Origin of the sequence: Methylococcus capsulatus, assembly GCF_036864975.1 — a bacterium.
Lineage (GTDB): Bacteria > Pseudomonadota > Gammaproteobacteria > Methylococcales > Methylococcaceae > Methylococcus.
Window position 1 is genome coordinate 3,344,763 of sequence record NZ_CP104311.1, and the last position, 21,397, is coordinate 3,366,159.

The 21,397-nt window shown below is 60.3% G+C and carries 15 protein-coding genes, 1 tRNA gene and 1 pseudogene; 2 read left to right on the forward strand and 15 right to left on the reverse strand.

All coding sequences use genetic code 11. The annotated features are described in order from the left end of the window. Positions 1–43: 43 nt before the first annotated feature. From leuB to N4J17_RS16170, 7 genes are all read right to left on the reverse strand, one after another. Positions 44–1,126 carry a 3-isopropylmalate dehydrogenase gene (leuB, locus tag N4J17_RS16140; protein ID WP_198322847.1) on the reverse strand — a complete coding sequence of 361 codons (1,083 nt, stop codon included), beginning with the start codon at positions 1,124–1,126 and terminating at the stop codon, positions 44–46. Between the two features lie 28 nt (positions 1,127–1,154). Further along, positions 1,155–1,793, reverse strand: coding sequence for a 3-isopropylmalate dehydratase small subunit (leuD, locus tag N4J17_RS16145; RefSeq protein WP_198322848.1), 639 nt, complete (start codon positions 1,791–1,793; stop codon positions 1,155–1,157). Continuing rightward, a complete protein-coding gene (gene leuC, locus N4J17_RS16150) occupies positions 1,790–3,202 on the reverse strand; it encodes a 3-isopropylmalate dehydratase large subunit (RefSeq protein WP_198322849.1) in 1,413 nt (470 codons plus the stop codon). The genes leuD and leuC overlap by 4 nt, the downstream gene beginning before the upstream one ends. Before the next feature lie 35 nt (positions 3,203–3,237). Further along, positions 3,238–3,882, reverse strand: coding sequence for an adenylate kinase (gene adk / locus N4J17_RS16155; RefSeq protein ID WP_198322850.1), 645 nt, complete (start codon positions 3,880–3,882; stop codon positions 3,238–3,240). Positions 3,883–4,446: 564 nt separating this feature from the next. Continuing rightward, positions 4,447–5,028: a superoxide dismutase gene (locus tag N4J17_RS16160; protein WP_232470455.1), complete on the reverse strand. Its 582-nt coding sequence runs from the start codon at positions 5,026–5,028 to the stop codon at positions 4,447–4,449. Between the two features lie 193 nt (positions 5,029–5,221). Next, on the reverse strand, positions 5,222–5,566 hold the full coding sequence (locus tag N4J17_RS16165) for a zinc ribbon domain-containing protein YjdM (RefSeq protein WP_198322851.1): 345 nt from the start codon (positions 5,564–5,566) through the stop codon (positions 5,222–5,224). A 651-nt stretch (positions 5,567–6,217) separates the two neighbouring features. Further along, a complete protein-coding gene (locus N4J17_RS16170; RefSeq protein ID WP_232470442.1) occupies positions 6,218–7,546 on the reverse strand; it encodes a UDP-N-acetylglucosamine-peptide N-acetylglucosaminyltransferase in 1,329 nt (442 codons plus the stop codon). A 1,142-nt stretch (positions 7,547–8,688) separates the two neighbouring features. Between N4J17_RS16170 and N4J17_RS16175 the strand changes: the two genes are divergently transcribed. Continuing rightward, positions 8,689–9,015, forward strand: coding sequence for an RNA recognition motif domain-containing protein (locus tag N4J17_RS16175; protein WP_198322853.1), 327 nt, complete (start codon positions 8,689–8,691; stop codon positions 9,013–9,015). A gap of 51 nt (positions 9,016–9,066) precedes the next feature. On the opposite strand, the gene trhA is transcribed toward N4J17_RS16175, so the two are convergent. The 8 genes and pseudogenes from trhA to N4J17_RS16215 form a co-directional block, all read right to left on the reverse strand. Continuing rightward, positions 9,067–9,753 (reverse strand): PAQR family membrane homeostasis protein TrhA, encoded by a 687-nt coding sequence (gene trhA, locus N4J17_RS16180; RefSeq protein WP_198322854.1) that lies wholly within the window; start codon positions 9,751–9,753, stop codon positions 9,067–9,069. Between the two features lie 13 nt (positions 9,754–9,766). Further along, on the reverse strand, positions 9,767–10,492 hold the full coding sequence (locus N4J17_RS16185) for a hypothetical protein (protein ID WP_198322855.1): 726 nt from the start codon (positions 10,490–10,492) through the stop codon (positions 9,767–9,769). Positions 10,493–10,827: 335 nt separating this feature from the next. Next, positions 10,828–10,914: transfer RNA gene (locus tag N4J17_RS16190), tRNA-Leu, on the reverse strand. A gap of 146 nt (positions 10,915–11,060) precedes the next feature. Further along, the gene (locus N4J17_RS16195) at positions 11,061–13,466 is read right to left on the reverse strand and encodes a PAS domain S-box protein (protein ID WP_198322856.1); all 2,406 of its coding nucleotides are present in this window, start codon (positions 13,464–13,466) and stop codon (positions 11,061–11,063) included. A 3-nt stretch (positions 13,467–13,469) separates the two neighbouring features. After that, a complete protein-coding gene (locus tag N4J17_RS16200; protein ID WP_198322857.1) occupies positions 13,470–14,096 on the reverse strand; it encodes an MEDS domain-containing protein in 627 nt (208 codons plus the stop codon). Between the two features lie 64 nt (positions 14,097–14,160). Beyond that, the gene (locus N4J17_RS16205; RefSeq protein WP_198322858.1) at positions 14,161–16,395 is read right to left on the reverse strand and encodes a heavy metal translocating P-type ATPase; all 2,235 of its coding nucleotides are present in this window, start codon (positions 16,393–16,395) and stop codon (positions 14,161–14,163) included. A 200-nt stretch (positions 16,396–16,595) separates the two neighbouring features. After that, on the reverse strand, positions 16,596–18,224 hold the full coding sequence (locus N4J17_RS16210; RefSeq protein ID WP_198322859.1) for a DUF2207 domain-containing protein: 1,629 nt from the start codon (positions 18,222–18,224) through the stop codon (positions 16,596–16,598). A gap of 34 nt (positions 18,225–18,258) precedes the next feature. Continuing rightward, positions 18,259–18,944 (reverse strand): annotated as a pseudogene (locus tag N4J17_RS16215) (LemA family protein). 21 nt (positions 18,945–18,965) lie between these two features. Between N4J17_RS16215 and N4J17_RS16220 the strand changes: the two are divergent. Beyond that, the gene (locus tag N4J17_RS16220) at positions 18,966–21,338 is read left to right on the forward strand and encodes a TonB-dependent receptor (protein ID WP_232470444.1); all 2,373 of its coding nucleotides are present in this window, start codon (positions 18,966–18,968) and stop codon (positions 21,336–21,338) included. Positions 21,339–21,397: the final 59 nt, after the last annotated feature.

Below are 21,397 nucleotides of genomic sequence, written 5' to 3' on the forward strand. Positions count from 1 at the left end.
GTGAAATTCGATTGCCGGCTTCTGTTGGCAGAAGCGGCAAGGTTCAGGCACTGCGCAAAGCAGCGACGATCGCATCACCCATCGCGGCGGTACCGACCTCGACGGTGCCTTCCGAGGCAATATCGGCCGTGCGGAAACCCTGATCCAATGCCGTCTGCACCGCCCTCTCGATCCGCTCCGCCAAGACCGCGTCGTCGAAGCTGTAGCGCAGCATCATGGCCAGCGACAGGATGGTAGCGATCGGATTGGCGATGCCGCGGCCGGCGATATCCGGGGCCGAGCCGTGGATAGGCTCGTACATCCCCTTGCCGTTCTTGTCGAGGGAAGCCGAAGGCAGCATACCGATCGAGCCGGTCAGCATGGCGGCGCAGTCGGACAAGATGTCGCCGAACATGTTATCGGTCAGCATCACGTCGAATTGCTTCGGGTTACGGACCAACTGCATCGCGGCGTTGTCCACATACATATGGCTCAGCGCCACGTCCGGATAGTCCTTGCCGGCCTCGATGACCACCTCGCGCCACAGTTCCGTGCATTCCAGCACATTGGCCTTGTCGATGCTGCACAGGCGCTTGTTACGCTTCCGAGCAATCTGGAACGCGCTGTGGGCTATGCGGCGGATTTCCGATTCGCTGTACACCAGGGTGTTGTACCCTTCCCGCTCACCGTGCTCGTTGATGCGACGACCGCGCGGCTTGCCGAAATAAATGCCACCGGTCAGCTCCCGCACGATCATGATGTCCAGGCCAACGACCACTTCGGGCTTGAGGGTCGAAGCCGCCACCAACTGCGGATAGAGCACCGCCGGCCGCAGATTGGAAAACAGTTCCAGCTCCGAACGCAAGCCCAGGAGCCCCCGCTCGGGCCGCAGCGAATAATCCAGAGGCTCCCATTTGGGACCACCGACCGCACCAAGCAGGATCGAGTCGGCGGCCCGGCACAGCGTCAGGGTTTCTTGCGGGAAGGGGGTGCCATGGACATCGTAGGCCGCACCGCCGATCAGAGCGTGTTCGGTTTCGACCGCCAAACCGAAATCGGTGCACAGGCTATCCAAGACCTTCAAGGCTTCTGCGACGATTTCCGGTCCGATCCCGTCGCCGGGCAAAACAGCGATTTTGATAGTCATTGAAGCGATACCTGAATTACTCGAGACTTCAAGGGACGGCGAACAGCCAGGGGGCAGACTTCCTGCGGGCGGCTTCGTAGGCGCGGATGGCCTCGGCATGCTGCAGGGTCAGAGCGATGTCGTCCAGGCCGTTCAGCAGACGATGCTTGCGGGAGGCATCCACGTCGAAATGGAAGGTTTCGCCGAACGGCGTCGCCACGGTCTGCGACTCCAGGTCGATGGTGAGCTCGAAGCCGGGTCCGGCCTCGCTAAACAGGCGATCGACCGTGGCTTCGTCGAGTACGATGGGCAGGATGCCGTTCTTGAAGCAGTTGTTGTAGAAGATGTCGGCGAAGCTCGGCGCGATGATGGCGCGAAAGCCATAATCCCCCAGCGCCCAGGGCGCGTGCTCGCGCGAGGAGCCACAGCCGAAGTTCTTGCGGGCCAGCAATATCTTGGCGCCGGCATAACAGGGCAGGTTGAGCACGAACTCCGGGTTGAGTGGACGGTGGCTACAATCCATATCGGGCTCGCCACGGTCCAGGTAACGCCACTCGTCGAACAGATAGGGACCGAACCCGCTGCGGCGGATGGACTTCAGAAACTGCTTGGGAATGATGGCATCGGTGTCAACATTGGCCCGGTCCAATGGCACGACGCGCGAAGTGAATTTCGTGAAAGGCTTCATACGCGCCCTCCTTCGGTAATGTCGACGAAATGCCCATGAATGGCCGCCGCAGCCGCCATGGCCGGACTCACCAGATGGGTACGCCCGCCATAGCCCTGGCGTCCCTCGAAATTCCGGTTGGAGGTGGAGGCGCAACGCTCGCCGGGTTCCAGCCGGTCGGCATTCATCGCCAAGCACATAGAACAACCGGGATCGCGCCATTCGAAACCGGCCTCGAGAAAGACCTTGTCCAGCCCCTCCTGCTCCGCCTGCCGCTTGACCAGACCCGAGCCGGGCACCACCAGTGCCTGCTTCACATGGGCGGCGAGCTTGTGTCCCCGAGCGACCTCCGCCGCGGCGCGCAGGTCCTCGATCCTGGCATTGGTGCAGGACCCGATGAATACCCGGTCGACCCGGATCGCTCCGATTGGCGTGCCAGGCAGGAGATCCATGTACTGCAGCGCCCGCTCCATGCTTTCCCGCCGCACCGGATCGACTTCCGTGGCCGGGTCCGGCACCTCGGCATCCACCGGCACGACCTGTTCCGGCGAAGTTCCCCAGGTCACCTGTGGCTTGATGCCGGCGGCATCGATCTCGATGACCTTGTCGAACACCGCATCCGGATCGCTGTGCAGGTCTTTCCATGCCTCGACCGCCCGCTCCCACAAGGCGCCCGCCGGAGCGAACGGCCGGCCCTTGAGGTAGTCGAGCGTGACTTCGTCCACCGCCACCAGGCCAGCACGTGCGCCCGCCTCGATCGCCATGTTGCAAACCGTCATCCGGCCTTCCATCGACAAGCCGCGGATGGCTTCGCCTGCGAATTCGATGGTATAGCCGGTGCCGCCGGCCGTTCCGATACGGCCGATAATCGCCAGTACCAAATCTTTCGCTGTCACGCCCGGCGCCAGCTTGCCGTCGACGCGGACCAGCATGTTTTTCGCCTTGCGCTGCACCAGACATTGCGTGGCCAACACATGCTCGACCTCGGAAGTGCCGATCCCGAAGGCGAGCGCCCCGAAAGCGCCGTGAGTCGAAGTATGCGAATCGCCGCAAACGATGGTCATGCCCGGCAGGGTCGCGCCCTGCTCGGGCCCGATCACATGCACGATACCCTGGCGCACGTCGTCCATCGCGAATTCGGTAATACCGAAATCGGCGCAGTTCTTGTCCAAAGTTTCCACCTGCAGGCGCGACACCGGATCGGCGATACCTTTGTCGCGGTCAGCGGTGGGGACGTTGTGGTCGGCCACTGCAAGATTGGCATCCACTCGCCAAGGTACACGCCCTGCCATCCGCAGCCCTTCGAATGCCTGGGGTGAGGTCACCTCGTGGATTAGATGGCGATCAATGTAGATCAGGCACGATCCGTCCGCATCGACATGCACGACGTGGTCGTCCCACAGCTTGTCGTAAAGGGTTTTTCCGCTCATGACTTCAAGATGCAAAGATGATTCCGGCGGTTTCTTCAGGCCAGGACGGCCAACAACGCGTCACGGACCGCCTCGACGCTGCCCACCCCCGGCACTGTGTGGAACTTCACCCCGCCCTGCGCCGCTTTGCTCCGGTAGTAATCGACCAGTGGCTTGGTCTGGGCATGATAGATCTCCAGACGTTTGCGGACGGTCTCCTCCTTGTCATCCTCGCGCTGGACCAGCGGCTCGCCGGTCACGTCGTCCTTGCCTTCCACCTTGGGGGGATTGAACACCACGTGATAGGTACGTCCGGAAGCCGGGTGCACCCGCCGGCCGCTCAAACGCCGGACAATCTCCTCGTCATCCACCGCGATCTCCACCACGTGGTCGAGCGCCACGCCCAACTCGGCCAAAGCGTCGGCCTGGGCGATCGTTCGAGGAAAGCCGTCCAACAGAAACCCGTTCGTGCAGTCCGGCGCGGCGATACGCTCCTTGATCAGGCCGAGGATGATCGAATCCGACACCAGCTGCCCGGCATCCATGATCTTCTTCGCTTCCATGCCCAGAGGCGTACCCTCGCGCACAGCGGCACGCAGCATGTCGCCGGTGGAAATCTGGGGGATACCGAAACGCTCCGTGAGGTACTTGGCCTGCGTACCCTTACCAGACCCAGGACTTCCCAGCAGCATGATGCGCATGAATGACTCCGACGGTTTTGTGTAAGAAACCCCACATCATGCCATAGATACGACCGCAGCGCCTACTGCCCTCCGATATCCGGCGAAACGGTGCCCCCAGCTTGTCGAACGGACCGTACCGACTCTGTCCGCTCCGCAACGTTGGGGAAACACTCCCGATACAACCCCGTGATCTACTTGGCATCGTGGGTCGAAGCCGATTCCCCGGCCCACATCGACAGTCAACCATGGAACCGGTGCCCCAGCGGCCAGCTGCCCTCGCTGGCCGCTCCCTGCCTCGAACCCCGCCGCAGCGCTCCATCATCCCCACTCCCGAACTCGACCGGCAACATTATGGTGTCACCGTGCGCCCGCGCCCTTTCCGTGTCCTTCCCGCCACAAGGATCGGAAAAACCTCCTGCACCCTGGAAATAATTCTGATACATACGAGTATCGAACTGTTCCTGGTCAACGGAAACACAGCTCAATCCCCTGGGTTTCTCGCAATTTACGTGCTCTTTACAGCGGCTGGCCGGGGTGGCCCCTCCCTCACCTCACGTGGCCGGCTGGCCGCCCCTTCACCCGTTAACCGGTGTTCTGCGAAGCAAACTCCCAGTTCAACAGCTTTTCGAGAACTGCATTCACATAATCGGCGCGGCGGTTCTGATAGTCCAGATAATAGGCATGCTCCCATACGTCGATTGCCAGCAATGGCTTTTTTCGGGATGTCAGAGGAGTATCGGCATTGGCCGTCCTGATAATCTCGAGCTTGTCACCAGCGAGAACGAGCCAGGCCCAACCGCTTCCGAACTGTGACACCGCTGCGTTCGCAAACTCCTTTTTGCATGCGTCGACGCTGCCGAATGAGGCTTCGATTTTCCCCTTCAGGGCGGCCGGGGGCTCACCGCCACCATTGGGCCTGAGACTTTTCCAGTAAAACGTATGATTCCAAACCTGAGCCGCATTATTGAAAATTGAAGTCCGGTCCGCTTTCCCTGCAGTATCGCTAATAATTTTTTCCAAAGTAAAATCGGCATATTCCGTCCCTGCAACGAGCTTGTTCAGGTTATCCACATAACCCTTGTGATGCTTACCATAGTGAAAGCCGACGGTATTGGCTGAAATCACCGGCGCCAGGGCGTTCTCGGCATAAGGCAGCGGCGGCAAGGAATGGGAGGATGCAGCCTTCGAAACTCTGGGAAGCCCGCCTGTCGCCAACCAGGCGACCGCTCCCGCGGATGCGATAAGAAAGCTGCGACGCTCGTGTAAAATCGATGATTTACGCATATGATTCTCTCTCATAGCTGCACCTATTGAGTGGAATGGAAGCCTGGAACCCTTCTTATCACCGCAGGCCGATTCAGGCTTTCTTGACAAATTCCGATTTCAAGCCCATCGCGCCAATACCTTCGATCTTGCAATCGATGTCGTGGTCGCCATCAACCAGACGGATGTTCTTGACCTTGGTGCCGACTTTGACCACTGATGATGAGCCTTTGACTTTCAAATCCTTGATCACGGTCACACTGTCACCGTCCATTAGAATGTTGCCGTATGCATCTTTCACTACTTTTTTGCCGATTTCCGCGCTCTCGGCGGCGGCGACCATAGCCCATTCATACCCGCATTCTGGACAGACGATCATGCCGCCATCTTCATAGGTGAATTCGGATTTGCATTGTGGGCACGGCGGAAAATTGCTCATACGCTGCCTTTTGAAGTGGATTGTGGAAAGTGGCCGGAATCTACACTAGCGCCAAGGAGGAAGTCAAAAACAGGCAACAGAATGCGGGCGCATCCCGATGGGCAGACTCTTGCTACAAACGGCTTGACACGCCGCCCGTCTATCTAAATGTGCCCCATGCGTTCCGGCTCGGCGGCCACTGACTCGGCTTGCCCACCTGTCAGGTGAGGATGCGTTACACCATGCTGACATTCCGCACACATTCAGGACACAACCGCATGCTGAACTATCGGATGTGGATCAGCCACCACGCCCAAGTGCGGGTGACTATTCATGGTTCATCATCTCCCATTCTCCGGCGGCCGGCATCGTGTCCCCTCAATGCCGGGCGCCAGCTTTTTTGGGCACTGCGGCTGCATGCGGCACAGTCTGGGCCACGGCTCGAAATCATCTTTCCGACCGAAAAGGCCCCGCCGATCTCCACGAATTCAGCCTGCGCGCCAAGACTCCAGACAACTCGTCGGCGACATGATCCACACTCTGCTTCTTTGAGATCACCAACTGCCGGCATTCCAAACGCCGCATGCACTGCTCCAGCCACGACTTCAGAAGCCGTTCCCGGCTATCGGCGTGAATCTTCCTCGCCCGCCGAAACGCAATGCCTCGCATGTGTCAGCCCTGTATGATGGAAGGCGGCAAGCCATCGAGATATCGTTGCCACATGGTGGCATACAATTTCTCGATATTCTTGGTATAAGTATCGATATCGAATAAAGCAGTAGTCAGGCGGTTGGCATCAAGCTTTGCTTTGATCTGTGACAACCGCTCAGGAGAAGAGGCCAGATCAAAAACCAGGTCGTAATAACCATCGATGTCAGTGGCAATGAGCTCCGGCAAGCCGATTGCCTGCAAAAGGCTTCCAGCGACCCGCGAAGGAAACGTCGCTCCCGCACATGTCACCAGGGGAACACCAGCCCATAAAGCATCGCTGGCCGTTGTGTGAGCGTTGTAGGGAAACGTATCCAGCACCAGATCCGCCAATGCCAGCCGCCCCAGGTGCTCACTTTGCGGTTTCTCCTCAGCAAAGATGAGACTATCGGGAGCGACGCCCCGTTTACACGCCTCATTCCTGAGATTGCCTTCTGCCTTATTGTTTTTCAGCAACCAAAGCATACTGCCGGGAACGTTGGTGAGCAATTTGCACCAAACATCGAAAATCTCAGGAGTAATCTTATAAGCCTGGTTGAAGCAGCAGAACACAAACCCTTGTTCCGCCAAGCCGGCATCGGATCGTGTGGGGCGAGTGCCAATTGGGCAGCGGCGACCATGGGGTTGATACGTATCAGGTAGATACGCGAACGCCTCGCTGTAATCGGCGGCACTCGCCAGCGGGGTAAGAAACCGATCGGTGATGATGTAATCGCAGAAGTTGCCGCCCAAGGTTCCTGGATAACCCAAATAATTCACCTGAATTGGCGCCGGCCGGAATGTAAGAATCATCGTACGACTATTGCTCGTATAACCTTTCAGATCGACCAGAATGTCGATCTGACCCTCATAGATCTGCTTCGCAGCTTCCACGTCCGATAACTCCTGAATGTCCAGGAAGCGATCGAAGCATTTTTTGAGGCGTCCCCGCATGTTTTTCCCGTCATCCGGACCATAAGAATATGCAAAGACCTCGAAGCGGTCCCGCTCGTGGCATTCGAACAACTCCACCAATAGCAGCGATGTTGCATGGTCATGGAAGTCACAGGATAGATATCCAATACGTATTTTTGCCTTGTCTTTGGGAGAGAACGCGAAGTCCAGATGCGATCTCTGCATCCTGGACGATGCGATGCGATCCTGCATCCACAGATCGGCGCATGAGCGTTGTTCACTTGCGCCCATCCCTGGCATTGACAGCAAATGAAATGGCGAAACCCTACCTGCTTCTTTCCTGGTGATGACGTCGCGCATCTTGGCACGCCACTCGTCCAGACGGTCCCATTCGCACATGCTCCGGCTCAGGTCATAAAATTTCAATTGCTTATCTACTTCTGGGGTGATAGGAGACCTGCTACCGCAAAAGGGCATGCTAGTCTGTTTGATGCGGTCGCCGCGTTCACGGATTCAGGGCAGGGACAGCTTGCCGGCAGGTTTCGTTCAGAGGGACTGTGAGTCAGCGCCTGGACACAGGCCCGAGCGACCGTCGGTGCGCTTTGAGATCAAGGTCAGCCGCGGCACGGTCGACGTTCTGATGCGGGAGTTCTGGCGGCACTCCGGGCAGGAATAGGCCTGCGTGCCCTGGTAGGCCTTTTGGACATATGCGATTGACCACGTAATCTCCACACGGAAGACACAACCACAAAATCCACAGGTTTGCTGAAAAACGCTCGTTGTTAGACAGCGGCGGCCGGGATTATGATCTTGCATGAATTTTGGGCCTCGGAAAAAGGAAGTGATCGGACCTAGCCGAGTTACCTCGACATGGGTGGTACACCGAACCTGTCCTAGCCCATGGGCACCCCCGCTTTCCCGAATCACGGTAACGCCTTTCACGGAAGGCTCGTGCCGCTCTCCTGCAAAAAGACGTCGTCGCGACCCACGACCTGCGGACTTACGAAGCCGTGGATTCCTGGTTCAAAAAAGCCCGGGATCAAGAATCCACGAACGAAACGCCCCAAACCGTTTGGCCGCACCTCGTCCTACATCAGTGTACAATGCGCTCTAACCCCTCAAATGTCCATTAAATTTGGAAAAAATAATATTGGGTTTTTCAGAAAAAGTGGCGTATGCTGAGCCAGGATTGTCGCCACTGAAGACCAATTTCGCCGCCTCCAGCAGCCGCATATCGTAAGTCCAGCCGGACCAGCGGGTGGTTGTTTTTCTCGATGCGCAGATCAGTCCGGCGCTGAGTTAAAGCACGTTAGAGCTTGAATTCAAGGGCATGGTGCTCTTTTTATTGGCCTTTTTCGATGCCGTGTTGCATCCTTGATGGAACCCAGCTCCACGACGTCCTGATTTCGTACATTCAACTGCACTCCGCCAGAACATATTCCTGACCCGAGTCCGGGCTTCGGAAGTGATTGGCAGTGTCAACGGCTGATCGGGCTGACTCCGCAGCCATTTCCGTATTGCTTTCCATCGAGGATTTTTTCATGGCTAAGAAATTGTTTGTCGGCAACCTGAGTTACACCATTACCGACCGTGATCTTCAAGCAATGTTCGCGACGCATGGTGCTGTAACCTCGGCAACCGTCGTTACAGACCGAGACAGCGGCCGCTCCAAAGGCTTCGGTTTCGTCGAGATGGGCAATGACAAGGAGGCATGGGCTGCCATTGCCGCCTTGCACGGTAAGGACTTCGACGGTCGCGCCTTGATCGTCAACGAAGCACGCCCGCGCGAACAACGATCCGACAGCTTTGGTCGCAGCGGCGGCTTCGGTGGTGGCCGTGGCGGCTTTGGTGGCCGAAGGCCATACTGAGCAGAACCGCTGGAGTCAGCGCACGACGCTGGGGAGGCCGGAAAGGCCGTTTCAGTCGTCCTGAATCGGCCTTCTCGGCGCCACCCGGTCCAGCATGCCGGCTAGAAAACGAAAGTGGAAGGCAATGCCCGCCAATACACCAAAATGCAGCAACTCATGCGGACCGATCACCCCTGGAATCAGGATAGGCACGCCGAGAAACTCCAGCAATCCGCCGGCGGTGTAAGACAGACCGCTATAAACCAGGGGCATGACGAAGCGCAAACCATAGCGGCGGGCAAGGGTTATGCCGGAAGCAAGGCCGATCCAGCCAATCCCCATGAAAAGCGTCAACCCCAGCCATTCCGGAATTTGCTCAAAGAAAATGACCTTGAGCGTGATGCCTGTAATGGCCAAGGCCCAGATCAAGAGCAACACCCCCCACCGGCCCCAGCCAGTGAATAGAATCCAGTGAACTGGGGTAAAGCTGCCGGCGATCAGGGAAAAAATCGCGGCATGATCCAGCCGTTGTAGGACGGCATGGCCACTTCCCCCCGCCGCAAGCAAGTGGTAAACACCGCTCATGGACAAGAGGAATATACAGGAGAACACGAATACGCCCAGCGTGATCAAGCGAGAGATGTTCCCGCGTCCTCTTCGGAGCAGGAAGTACCCATACACGGCAACTACTCCGGCTCCCAGCAAATGGGTCAAAGAGCTGACCGGCTCAGCAAAACCTGGAATCGAATGAGTGTCCATGCCCGCTGCCGCGTTAGCGCCTCTCCCCCGTTTGCCAAGAGGATTCCGCCTCGTCCTTCCCTAGCTCCTCGGTGATGTGACTCTTCGGCAACGGCTGATAGTCTAAAAAAACCCTTCCCTTGATGCCAAACCGCCAGTTTCGCAGGGCACGCGAACCTTGGCCATGCTCAAGGCGATAGCGGGTTTGCTCTATCTGGGCGAGAGTGACTTCGAAGCCATCGAGCCGTTTCGGCAGAACCGGCTCCGCAGGGAAGCCTTGGATCTTGGCAAAGTGCCCTCCGGCGCCTGGATGTGCCAACGGCTCGATGCCAAGACCAGCCCCTTGCGGGAACTGACCGATGCATTGTCGGCGCGGGTGCTGTTTGCCAAAGGCCAACAGCAAGAAACCGAGGTGCCCCGAGCCAAGACAGCGGATAAGTTCCAGGAAGTATAGCGGCCTGCGCTCGTCAGGCTGGTCAAGTCGGAACAGGAGCAGCGACGCCTGCCCTCGGGCAAGTTCGACACCAACGATGCCATTGCGCACTCGGGAGCCTTCATCTTCAACTGCTGGCGTCTTTTGGGCCAACTGGGCCTGACCGACGAGATTGCGCCGATTAGCCATCCGGCCGAAAGAAGACGGTTCAAGGCGGTGTGATAGGAGATCAGGCACCGGGCGGCGAAGTTCGCCGAACACGCCCATCGCCCGGTGTCCGACTTCGGCCGCAACCTCGCCGGGGACGTCAAGGTGTTGGTGACGCATCAGGAGCGATTGCGCGAGCCAGCCTCGCCATGACGACTCAGGGCATACCATTGCCGCACGAGGCGGCCGGCTCGGCAAAGACGTTAGGAAGCGGTTCACCTTGGCACCCAAAATTGCCGTAACACCGCGCTGCCAGCGCTGGCTTTGGGGAGACAATGGCTCTGCGCTGCTCCGGCAAATACCATCGGCAGACACGGAAATCGGGCTGTCGGGCTGACAATGCATGCCGGGCGGCTTACGGAAAAGGTACAAAGGACGCCGAGGTCATGAGTTGAGAACCTGAGCACTTCGGTCGGAAGCTTGAAGGGATCGACAAACGCTCCGATTGATTTTGGTGGTGCCTCGGGCCGGGCTCGAACCGGCACGGCCTTGCAGCCGAGAGATTTTAAGTCTCTTGTGTCTACCAGTTTCACCACCGAGGCTGGGTGCATGCAGTAGCGGACTCCATCTTACCATTTCACGCCCGACCCTGGCAGCGCACGCTGCCCCTTGCCCGGCTGCGACACGATTCCGCGCCCCGTCGATACTTCGCTACGGCTTACCGCTTCCGGCATCTCGCCCCCGAGCGTCACCTCAGCGGGTTGTCTTCCTCCCGGAACAGAGCTTTGCAGGCGTCGACCACTTGCGCGTCGTACCAAATCCCGCGGTGCGCCTCCAGTTCCGCCAAAGCCGCCGCGTTGCCGAGACCGGGCCGGTAGGGGCGGTGTGACGACATCGCCTCCATGACATCCGCGACCGCAATGATCCGCGCGCCGAGGAGGATGGCATCACCGGCGAGTCCTTGCGGATACCCCGATCCATCCAGCTTCTCGTGATGTTGCAGAACCATGTCGGCGATCGGCCAGGGGAATGCGATGTCCTTGAGTATGTCGTATCCGACCTGGGAGTGGGTTTTGATGAAATCGAATTCCAGAGGGGTCAGCCGGCCCGGTTTGGTGAGGATTTCGGCGGGGATGCGAATCTTGCCGAGATCGTGGACCATACCGGCCAGGCGGATGCCATGCACCTCGTCGCCGGAAAGATTCAGTTTTTTCGCGATGGCCGCCGCGAGATCGGCGACCCGCCGCTGGTGACCGGCGGTGTAGGGGTCCCGCATTTCGAGGGTGGTGGCGACGGCTTGAATCGTCTGCTCCAGGCTTCGAATGATCCTGTTGGCGTTCTTCAGGCGTTCGGCCTGGTCCCGCAGGTGAGCGATGCCATAGGCCATGTCCCGCGCCAGCTTTTCCAGCAGCGCCATTTCGTCACCATCGAAAGCTTCCAGTGTTTCCCCACAAAGGCCCAATATGCCGCCGACGCCCGAGCCATTCTGTATCGGAAGAAGTGCCAAAGCCTCGCAGCCTTGCTCGATGGCACAATGACGCAAAGGGAACAGTGGCGACGCCTCGTCGATCTCCCGCCACACCTGCCTGACCCCGGATCGGCCCACGTTACGTAAAATGGCATCGAACACGTCGCGATCCGACAGCCGCGCGGCGAAATCCACGGTCCCCGGCGTTTCACTGTGATAGACCTCAGGCGGTACGCATGCGTTCGCGTTGTCCGGCAGTAGGGCCACCCATGCCTTGCCATAACCCCCGATGTCTGCGATGACGCGGCACATTTCACTGAGCAGTTCGGCTTCGCTCCGCGCCCGGACCAGGACGCTGTCGCAACCGGTGACGGTATTGAGGACCCTGTTGAGACGCCGTAGCGCCTGTTCCGATCGTTTGAGTCCGGTGATGTCGCGCCCGATGACGGAAGCGCCCACAACCTTCCCGTCTTCACCGGGCAACGGGGATATCGTCAGCGAAACGTCGAACTGCTCTCCGCTCCGGGTCAAACGCCGGGTCTGGAGGCCCTTTACGGCCCTGCCGGCGGCGACTTCTGCCAGACACCGGCGAATCTCATCGTGCAGTTCGGGGGGCGCCAGACGGGTGACCGACTGGCCGATGATTTCTTCGGCACGGTAGCCGTACATCCTCTCGGCACCGGCATTCCAGCTCGTGATGATGCCATCGAGGGTCTTGGCCACGATGGCGTCCTCCGACGACTCAACGATGGCGGCCAGCCGGGCCTTGAGGGCTTCCGCCTGTTTTCGCCCGATGATGTCCCGGATGATACCGATGGCGTGCCACTCGCCGTGGATTTTCACCGAAGATACCGAAAGTTCGATCGGAAACTCACTGCCATCCTTGCGTTTTGCCTGGATTTCCAGCGTCCGGCCGATCGCCGCACCGGTGCCGCTCCGCCGGAATTCGGCGATTCCGGCGCGATAGGACCCCAGGTAGCGCTCTGGCGCCAGCATCTCGTGGAGATCGCGCCCGATGATTTCATCGCTCAGGTAACCGAACATGGCTTCCGCAGCTGGGTTCCAGTAGGTCACCCGGCCTCGCCCGTCGATGATTGCGATGGCGTCCAGCGCCGCCGTGCTGATCTGGCGGAACTTCTCCTCACTCTCGGCCAGATCGTCCTGGATGGCCCGGCGAATGTCGCATTCGCGCTGAAGCTCCGCGGTCTTTTCCGACAACGCGCGGGTGCGCTCTTCCACTCGCTGTTCGAGCAGGCGATTGGAGCGGGCCAGTTCCGCCACGAACGCGCGATTCTCCAGGGTCCGTGCCACCACGTTGGCGATATTGCCCAGGAACTCCCGGTAATTGCGGAACTCCGCCGGATCCGACAGACGCAGCAGCAGTACACCATAAAAGCGGGACGCGATCCGCAAGGGGTAGACGAAAAGTCGCTGGCCTTCCCCCGCAGGGCCGGCCACGATCCGGGCATGATTCGACGCCATGCCGATGCACAGGGGCGCAAGTTCGGCGGAAGCTGGCGCCAGCTTGCCGTCGACGCACAGATGGGCGCCCGCCACGCCGGGCACCTCGGCCAAAGCGGCATCCAGGAATTCTCCGATGCCCGCCGGGTCGGGAAGTATGTCTAGCGTCTCCTGTATCACCAGGAGGCGGCCGAGGACGGTCGCCTCCAACTCCAGGCGGGTCATCGCTCAGGCATTTGGCGCCGGATAACGGGCGAAATATTCCTGGGGAGGAAGATAGTACGGATTGTGGACGACCTGTCCCCGCACGATCATCATAGGGTGGGCGTTGAGCACCCTGAACAGGGTGGCGCCGTCGAAGTGGTTGGCGTCGTACTGGCAGATCACGGTGAGGGGGCAATCGACCATCAGTAGGTTGATGCGGGACTCGTATTCGGCAAGCCGCCCCGAGCCCGGCACCCCCCGCAACGCCCAATGCATTTCACCGGTCAGCCGGACACCGTTGAACCCTTCCCGGCTGCCGTCCTCATAGGCCGAACGCAGGCGGTCCAGCATCCTATCGGGCGAGAAGCGCCCGTCCGGGCAATACACGTCAACGGCGGGGTCGATCTCCAGCTGCGCCTCTTCCGGGGGCACGATGCCAAGGCCCGCGAAGTAGTCGCGCAGCGCCGAAGGAGTCATCTCCTCGACGAAATACCCGATCTTTTCTCCGGCCTTGATACCGGCACGCACGAACTCGGAGATGATTGCCAGACGTTCCCGATCATCGTTGTAGAGGTAACACATATGGGTACCGGGCGGAAAAAGCTCCGCAGTGAAACCCAGCGATACCATGGGCCGTGCAGATTCCGTCATGTGCTCCTCCTTGTTGTGGGCGTGTCGACTGCAGCGGAAAAAGCATAGGCTTTTTTCCGCCGATTCATAGCCAGCGTAAACGATTGGCATTGGTGACCACGGTGACCGAAGAAAGCGCCATGGCCGCGCCGGCGATCATCGGGTTCAGCAGTATGCCGGCGAAGGGGTACAGGATTCCAGCTGCGATAGGTATGCTCAGTGTATTGTAAATGAACGCTCCCAGCAGATTCTGTTTAATGTTGCGCACTGTCAGCCGCGACAAATGGATGGCTTCGGACACCTTCAGCGGCGAACCGGCCATGATCACGACGTCGCCGCTTTCGATCGCGATATCGGTGCCGGTGCCGATGGCGAAGCCTACGTCGGCCTGGGCAAGAGCCGGCGCATCGTTGATGCCGTCGCCGACCATGCCGACGATCTCACCGCGCGACTGGAGATCCTTCACCACCGTCGCCTTGTCCTGCGGCAACACCTGGGCGCGTACCTCGTCGATGCCGGCCGCCCGGGCGATCGCCCGGGCGGTGGCTTCATGATCGCCGGTCACCATCAATACCCGAACGCCCAGTTCCTTCAGACGCTGCACCGCCTCGCGGGCGTCCGGCTTGATCGGATCGGCGACCCGCAACAGGCCGACCGCCTGGCCGTCAGCTGCCAGCAGCAGCGGCGTCAGCGCATCCTTGAAGCAATTCGCCAATTGAGCCTCGAAAACGCGCAAATCGATGCCGTACTTTTCCAGCATGGCCACGTTGCCGAGCAGCAACCGAACGCCGTCGACGCTGCCGGCCACACCATGACCGGGCTCCGCGATGAAACCATCCACCGTGGCCATCGCTATCCCGCTCGTCTCCGCGGCGCGCAGCACTGCCGAAGCCAGCGGATGTTCGGACCCTGCCTCAAGGCTTGCAGCCAGCCCCAGCACCCGTTCCGCCGACCAGCCCTGGGCCGTGTCGATGCCCATCACGCTGGGCCGGCCTTCAGTGATCGTACCGGTCTTGTCCAGCACCACCGCGGTGAGCCGGCCCGCGCTTTGCAGTGCTTCGCCGCGCCGGATGAGAATACCCTGCTGGGCAGCACGGCCGACGGCGACCATGATGGATATCGGTGTGGCCAACCCCAATGCGCAAGGACAGGCGATGACCAGCACCGTCATCGCAGTGACGAAGGCATAGCCGAATGATGGCGCCGGCCCGAACATCCACCAGACCAGGAAGGTGACTGCGGAAATACCGACCACCACCGGCACGAACACCGCGGACACCTTGTCCACCAGGCGGGCGATCTCGGGCTTGGTGGCCTGGGCCTGACGCACGCTGGCGATGATCTGAGCCAAAACAGTGTGGCGCCCGATGCGGGTGGCGCGGAACAGGAAAGTTCCAGACTGATTCAGGCTGCCCGCCACCACCATGTCGCCCTCGCCTTTTTCCACCGGAATCGGTTCGCCGGTCAGCATGGACTCGTCGACGGTCGATCGTCCCTCGACCAGGATGCCGTCCACGGGGATCTTTTCACCCGGCCGTACCCGGAGGATTTCATCCAGGCCGACCTCGGCGATCGGCACGTCGAGCTCCTGGCCGTCGCGGATCACCCGCGCGGTGCGGGGCTGCAGGCCAATCAGCGCACGGATCGCCGAGGAAGTCTTGCCCCGGGCACGTGTCTCCAGCGCTGAACCGAAGTTGATGAAGGCGAGTATGACCGCCGCCGCCTCGAAATAAGCGTGCTGCCCTTGCGCCGGCAGCAGATCGGCGGAGTCGATGGCCACCGTCGAATAGAACCATGCCGCACCGGTGCCCAGAGCGATCAGGGTATCCATGTTCGCCTGGCGATGCTGGAACGACTTGATCGCGCCGCGGAAGAAATGCCCGCCGGAGAAATACAGCACGGCCAGGGTGAGCAGCGAAATGACGGTCCAGAACGTCGTTCCTGCCGACGTTCCGATCATCGGAAACCAGTCCAGATGCGCGCCCAGCATCAACGGCACGCCGAGGGAAGCGGCCCAGGCGGCTTTTTTCAGCAGCTCGCGGTAGCGCTCCTCTTCTGCTCGCTCCTCTGCGGCAGGATCTTCGAGGACTTCCATCACCGCACCGTCGTAACCTGCCGCCTTGAGTGCGGCCCTCAATCTTTCCGGATCGGCCTCGCCCTTCACCAGTGCGGAATGGTCGCCGAAATTGACGCTGACCGACTCCACCCCCGGCACGTCCTTTAAAGCAGTTTCGACGGCCTCGACGCAACCGGCACAGCGCATGCCCAAGATAGACAGGCGCAAACCCTGCTCGTCACTCGAATCGGTACGGTCATTCATGACTCGGGAATCCTCGGTGGTCGGTTAAGGAGGGCGGCAAAGCCGGCATGGCCAGCTTACCCGTGCTGGAAAAACATATCACGGACGGCGCAAAACCCGCAGCAGGACGGGCTAAAACCCGCCCCCGCCCCCGCCGCCGAAACCACCGCCGGAGCTTCCGCCAACAAAACCTGACCCGCCGGAACTGCGCGGCGCCGAACTCAGGACGGAAGCGGCCTGAGCGGAGAGGCCGCCGAGATCGCGGGAGAAACCGCCGGTATCGAAATCCAAGGTGCTCCCACCCCGATACCAAACCGGCAGCTGGCGACAGATACCGGCGAATGCCGCCACCCAGCGCTTTTCCAGGCCCAGCGCCATGGCATAAGGCAGCAGTTGCTCGAACATTTCGGGGTGCGGATCATCCGGTCCATGCGGTCGACTTCCACCTTTTCCAGGAAATCCTCGAAGCCGAGAGCCGCTTCCAGCGCCCGCGTCCCCGCCACCGTCCGAGCCGGCATGAAATAGCCGAAAGCAGCGACGATCACCGCGGAAATCAGGCCGGGCAGCATCAACGTGCCAGGCGCCATGCCCCAATGCACGCCGGCATAAGGGGCTCCCAGGATCGCACCGAACAACCAAACCGCGCCGAGCACCAGACCGCCCAGCAGGTAATTCCTGCGCACCCGGTCGGGACGGTCCGAGAAGTAGCGCCGCGCCATCAGGGCATCGAAAATTCTGTCGCAGATGCCGGGCAAATGGACATAGAACTTCCGTTCCAGTTCGGAAAGGCGGACGCTTGCCTTCGCCCCGCCGGAAAACACCGCGCTCAAGAGCACCCTTTCATGCGGACAGAGCACGCCCCAGGTCGAAGCCGGCTGGCACGATAGGAAGAGGTAATCGGTGTTCTTGAAGACGCCGAGCAACCGGTCGGTTTCCTCCTTTTCGATCAGGACATAGCCTTTGACCGCGAGATCGACCAGGGTGGCGGTGATATCCCGCAGGTCAGCGGAACCATCGATCAAGGTTCCCAATTCGGCCGGTGTCAGTCCCTCGGGCGGGCGGTACTGTGGGGCGATGGGACGAAGGCGCGGGTCACGGCCGCGGACGGACCAGCGCCGGTACATCGCGATCAGCACCGCCAGCGGCAAACCCAAAGGCCAGTTGGCGCGCAGGAAATCCGCAGCCCGCGCCATCATCGTGGGCCGCTGCACCACACCTTTGTTCCAACCGACGACCGCGGTCAGCCCTTCATGGAAAGCCAGGGGACGCCGCATACGGAAATCGATTTCGCGGCCGCGCACCTGCACCTCGACGGCCGCTTCCCGCGAACCGTAGCTGCCTGTGAAGGCCAGAGTGCGGACACCTTCGGCGCCGGACGGCAGCGCGATGCGGGCGCTGGCGGCTTCGATGGGAACCTCCCATTCGTCGCCGGTGATGTTCCAGTACAACTCGTCGTGATCCTCGAAGAACTTGAGGCCATTGCGTACCCGGTAATGCAATATGACAGTCTTCGCGACATCCTCCGCACCCGGGATCCAGATCTTGAATTTGCGGTAATGGCGTTCGCTGGCGTCCTCCACCTTCAACGACAACCCCTGCGGATCGGTCGCTCCGAGCAGATCGAGAAACAAATGGTGGTTGAACCCCTGCGGCGTATGGTACTCGACCGGAATTGAGCGGTAGATGCCGTTCCACCTTCCCTCGAAGCGGGAACGGATGGTTTCGCTGACGTCCACCGTGGCGTCGACTCCAACCACGATGTCGGCATGGAAATTCTGGATCACCAGGGACCGGGCATGGACCTGCAAGGCACAGATCAGCCCCGTGAAGAGCAAAATTGCCCGGCACACGGTTCGACCACGTCCGGCACCGGCCATGCGCAAGTCAGCGGGCACCGGTATCGAAACGCACGGCCGGCACCTCGCGCTGGGCGGCTTCGCCGAGCTCGAAGAAGGCACGCGCGGTGAAACCGAAAGCGTTGGCAATGAAATTGAAGGGGAACTGGGCGATCCGAGTGTTGAAATCACGCACCGCAGCATTGTAGTAGCGCCTGGCATTCTGCACCGTGTCTTCGATTTCGGTGAGGGTACCCTGCAGCTGCTGGAAGCTCTCGACCGCTCTCAACTGGGGATACTGGCCAAGGCGAAAAGCTGCTGCAGCGCGCCGCTCAGGGTTTCCTCCGCCGCGGCCCGCCCCGCAGGGCCTTGAACCGACATGGCCCGGTTGCGAGCAACGATGACGGCCTCCAGCGTGCCCTTTTCATGCACTGCATATCCCTTGACGGTTTCCACCAGGTTCGGAATCAGGTCGTAGCGGCGCTTGAGCTGCACTTCAACATCGGCCCAGGCGTTATCGCACTGTACCCGTAGCCGCACCAGGGCGTTGTAGATGAAAACGACCGAAAGGACGATCAGGATGAGGACCAGTACTGCGTACTGCATGGCTGTCGTGACTCCTTGCTGACTCGAACCGGCACGCCGAGGCGGTACCTTCGCGGCAGTTTCTGGGCGCCGGATGGTTTTGTCAAACCCTGCTGCCTTCACCAACGGCGGGATATTTTCCCTATTCATGCCGGTCAGCCATTCCCTATCATGGCGCGATTTTTTGAGAGTGACATCGACATGCGCAAGATCATGGTGTGCGGCATCGCCGCCTTGAGTTTCGCCCAATGCGCCGGTGCAGCAGAGGACACCGCTCAGGGTGCTGAAGCCGGAACGACGTCGGACAAGACGGTGCAGCTGGAAACCGTCAAGGTCATCACCGACTCGCCTGTGGGTGATTCAGGAGTGGAGGAATACAAGCTGCCTTCCCGGGTCCAGACCGTCGACGCCAAGGAATTGGACCAGGCGGAAAGCGTCACCCTCCCGGATTACATGAACCGATTCTTCGGCAGCGTCAACGTCAACGACGCCCAGAACAACCCGTTCCAGCCGGACGTGCAGTACCGCGGCTTCGTCGCCTCGCCCTTGCTGGGGCTGCCGCAGGGGCTCTCGATTTACGTCAACGGCATTCGCTTCAATGAGCCCTTCGGCGACACGGTGAACTGGGACCTCATCCCGGAAGGCGCCATCGACAGGATGAGCTTGGAATCCGGCTCCAACCCGGTGTTCGGTCAGAACACGCTGGGCGGCGCAATCAGCGTCCGCACCAAGAACGGTTTCACGGCGCCGGGCTACCGGGCCGAACTGTTCGGCGGGTCGTGGGGCCGCAACTCGGAGGAGGTCGAGACCGGCTGGAACAACGGCGAGTTCGGTGCCTATTTCCATTTCCGCAATTTCCACGAAGACGGCTGGCGCGAATACTCCCCGACCGGCGTGATGCAATGGTTCTCCACCCTGAGCTGGAAAAACAGCGACCGCTCCAATCTCAACATGAACTTCGCGGCGACTGACGACAACATGGTCGGCAACGGCGCGGTTCCGATCCAGCTCTACAACCAGCAGCCCAACGCCGTCTTCACCTATCCGGACCAGACCAAGACCAACCTGTTCCTGGCCTCGCTGGACGGCAACCACTGGCTGGCCGACGACATCGAACTGTCCGGCAACGCCTTTTTCCGCCAGAACCTGATCAGCACCTTCAATGGCGATGGTTCGGACTACGAACCCTGTGCAGACGATCCCACTTATATGTGCGACGACGGCGGAGAGGGCGGACAAGTGTATGCCATCGATGGCAGCCCGGTCGCCAGCGGCCCCAAGGTGCAAGGCGCGACCAACAATTTTACCCAGACCAACCAGCGCAACTACGGCGGCAGCCTGCAGGCTGCGTTCAACCAAACGCTGGGCGGCTACGACAACCGCTTGCTCGTCGGCGGCGTCTACAATCAGGGCCAGGTCGATTACGGCGCCGACACCGAACTGGCTGCACTCTTGAACAACCGTGGCACCCTAGGCAGCGGCGTCATCCTCGCAGAGCCGCGGGTACGCCTGCATACCAGCGTCTACAACTATGGAGTCTATCTGAGCGATTCGTTTTCTCTCACGCACGCCCTGACGTTCACAATATCGGGCCGCTACAACCTGACCCAGATCGAGCTCGTCGACCAGCTCGGCACGGAGCTGAACGGCAAGCACAGCTACGACCGGATCAATCCTTCGGCAGGTTTGACCTACAACTGGCGGCCCGAACTCAATTTCTTCGGCAACTTCAGCCAATCCAACCGTGCTCCGACGCCGCTCGAACTCAGTTGCGCCGATCCCGCCCTGCCCTGCAAGCTGCCCAACGCCTTCCTGTCCGACCCACCTCTCAAGCAGGTGGTCGCGACCACCGGCGAAATCGGTGCTCGTGGCATCTTTGAGGACATTGATTTCGGAGCAGGAGTGGAGGGCGACATCAACTGGAACGCGACGCTGTTCCAGACCGAGAACAGCAACGACATTCTCTTCATCGCGGCCAGCGGCGTGTACAACAACGAGGGTTATTTCGACAACGTCGGCCAGACCCTGCGCAGGGGCTTCGAGCTTGGCGTCAACGCCGAGTTCGAGCGGTTCAGGTTAGGGCTGAACTACACCCTGCTCGACGCCACTTTCCAGACCCCGTTCATCGAGAACAGCCCGAACAACCCTTACGCCCGGGACGGCCTGATCTATGTGCAAAAAGGAGACCATATCCCCGGCATCCCGCAGAACATGCTGAAGTTCAACGCTGCCGTGACCATTACGGAAGGACTCACTGCCGGCACCGAGATCATCTACAACAGCGGGCAATATCTGCGCGGCGACGAAGCCAATCTGACTGCGCCGCTGCAGGACTACGCCATCGTCATGCTGCACGGCGAATACCGTTATGATGAGCATTTCTCGATGTTCTTCCGCGTCAACAACCTGTTCGACACGCAGTACCAGACGTTCGGCATGTACGGCAATCCTCGGGAAGTGCTGGGGCCTGACTACACCAACAACCGCTTCGTCGGGCCGGGTTCGCCCAGGGCGGCCTGGGCCGGCATCAAGCTGGCTTTCTGAAGGAAAGCCGGCGGCAGGCCGGTATAATCGCCGGGAAAGCCCACCTTCCCCGAATCGGC